This window comes from Mitsuokella apri, assembly GCF_051886055.1.
Classification (GTDB): Bacteria; Bacillota; Negativicutes; order Selenomonadales; family Selenomonadaceae; genus Mitsuokella.
Map to the genome: position 1 here is coordinate 1 of NZ_JBJEXT010000024.1, position 2,572 is coordinate 2,572.

The 2,572-nt window shown below is 49.1% G+C and carries 3 protein-coding genes; all 3 read left to right on the top strand.

Features of this window, described 5'->3' with window-relative positions; genetic code table 11:
* Positions 1 to 1,230: hypothetical protein (locus ACI4OH_RS02295; protein WP_439784084.1), on the top strand; the 1,230-nt coding region annotated here is incomplete at its 5' end.
* Between the two features lie 292 nt (positions 1,231 to 1,522).
* Entirely contained in the window at positions 1,523 to 1,972 is a 450-nt protein-coding gene (locus tag ACI4OH_RS02300) for a CAP domain-containing protein (protein ID WP_432648296.1), read from the top strand.
* A 121-nt stretch (positions 1,973 to 2,093) separates the two neighbouring features.
* The gene (locus ACI4OH_RS02305; protein WP_432648295.1) at positions 2,094 to 2,354 is read left to right on the top strand and encodes a hypothetical protein; all 261 of its coding nucleotides are present in this window, start codon (positions 2,094 to 2,096) and stop codon (positions 2,352 to 2,354) included.
* Positions 2,355 to 2,572 lie beyond the last annotated feature (218 nt).

The following is a 2,572-nucleotide window of genomic DNA, read 5'->3' on the forward strand; positions in this document are numbered from 1 at the left end:
GTCAATGGCGACAGTGACTTTGAGGCTGATATTACGGGCTCCAATGCTTTGACGGGCAATACGGAAGGCCGTGTAACGAACGATGTCGGTACGAATGTCTACAACACGACGGTAACGCTTGATGCAAACAATCCGAACTATCGCTTCGCTGATGGTGAAACGAGCAAAGTCTTCGAGAAGACAGCCAGCGTTACGCCGGCAGAGCTCACGCTTCATACGGATGATGTCGAAACGACGTATGGCACGGTCAAGACGACCTCTTCGACGGTTGATGGCCTTGTTAATGGCGATCTGCCAACAGGCTTCCTCTTTGACTATGGCGATTACGGCGGAGCATATCTCAATAACAATACGAAGACGAACAACGTCGGTACGTATGCATTCGGTACGAAACTTTCGGGTGCAGATTTTCTCAAGAACTACACGATTTCGGGTGGCGACGCGGAAGCCCTGATTATGCCGAAAGATGTTAAATTCTCTGTGGAAGGTTCCGGCAATACGCTGTCTGACGTTACCTATACGGTTGCGCCAGATATTGACAGCCAGCTTGTCTATGGTGAGCATGTTGATGCGACGTATACGAATGGCAGCAGTCTTGGCGACAACAAGTATGACGTAGTGGCCAACATCAACGGTACGCCAATTATCTCTGGCGATGTTGCAGGCAACTACCGCTATACTTATGATGGCAGTATCGTTGTTACGCCGATTCCTGAACCGACAAACCCAGATGTTCCGACGAAGCCGGATATCGACCACAACAACCCGACGAACCTCAATGGTTCCGGTTCGTGGACAAATAATCTCGGCAGCCGCGGCATTCCGGGCGTCGACCGTGTCGCAGGTCTCGTCAGTGCTGAGCTTCCGTTCTTCAAAGTCGAAAACGGCAAGGTCTCGAACTATGGCACGTACGACGTTGCGGCAGATCCGGACAAGGTACGCCTTGAGCCGACGGGCAAATGCCTGCCGGAGCCGAATCAGCCGAAGACGCAGTACCGTGAATATACGAAGACTCTCGTGACGGCCGATGGAGAAGGCATGTTCCGCATGACGTACAATGGTTCCACGTTCAATATTGCGCCGGTTGACGAAGCTGCTATGGCTCTTGTCCGCCTTGGCGATGCAAAGAACAATGTGGAACTCTCGGCACAGGCTCTCCACGCTGGTTTCAACGAGATGGGCCTTGTTCTTGAGGACCTTGACGGTGTTTATGTTCACTTCGATATGTAAATAACGAAAAATATTTCTAGAGGAAAAATAGTTTTCTTTAGAAGAATATGAGTAATTGACCTGTCAAAATAACTATGATAAACTATAGGTAGTAAGGATAAACCAGACGAAACTGATACAACTAAATGATGCAAAACATGCTTCGTGGATGCGTGACATTTACGACAGTGGGAAATCTGCTTAAGTTCGCAATAATGAGATGGCAGCCTGTTTTTACAGGAGAGTACAAGGCAAGTTTGGAGACAAAGTACTCAAATGTTAATCTTATTTGAAGCGAAAGAGGCGGCCAATTATGAAAACCTTGCGGCAGATGATGACCTTGCTGGTCATGGCATGTATCGTTTTTGCATCAAGCACGGCTTTTGCGGCCAGCCTTCAGGACGAAATCCTGGATAGCGTCAATATGGAACGTGCGGCAGCCGGAATTCAGCCGTTAACCAAGATTGTTTATCTTGATCAGGCGGCTGGAACGCGGGCGCAGGAAGCAAGCATCCTGTTTGCTCATCAGCGCCCGGACGGCAGCCCTGTGAAGTCAGTTTTGAATGGTGCATCCTGCTCCTGGTTCGGTGAAAACCTTGCCATCAGCAGAGTAGTGGATGCAAAAAAGATCGTTCGCGCTTGGATGGGTTCCCCGACGCATCGCGCTAATCTCCTCAACCATCATTTCACCAAGATGGGTGTATCTTGTGTGAGAGGCAGTGATGGTCACTACTATTGGGCTATGGAACTGATTGGTGACTGAGCCCTTACTGCTCGCGTGTAAGACCGGACTGGATATATCTTGGCAGGCTGTATGATTTCATGCAGCCTGCTTTTTATTTAAAGGAAGATTGTTTTTCAATCTTGGTAAAGCGGGTGAGAGCATGAGCAGAATCTTATTTGGAAAAGGGCTTTGCCTGGCGGCCGTTTTCGCTGCCGTAATGTTCCTTCTCTCAGATGCTCACGTTGTCTTTGCTCGCGCATATGAGCCGCAGGCAGCGACGACAGAGCTGAAATCTGGAGACGGTGCAGCGATCGTGCGCGATTTGGAGCGCCGCGGTACACCACGTGGCAATTACAAGATCTCCGAAGCGGATGATGACGTTGTCATCGACGCTGAGGCCTATACGGAGGGCCCGTCTTAAGGCTCATTTTAGGCTGAATGGCTGACGCAAAAGATCATATTGGGAGATACCTCATCATGTGTCTAAGTGGTGAGGTATCTTTTTTATATTTTTTATGGAAAAACTGTTGACAAAAGGCATAAAGTCCTGTAATATAATACAAGTCGCCGCAAGACACCGGCCAATATGAAAAAGATGAGAACGAAGCTCCTTGATCGGAAGCCGCTCGTCGCTGTCAT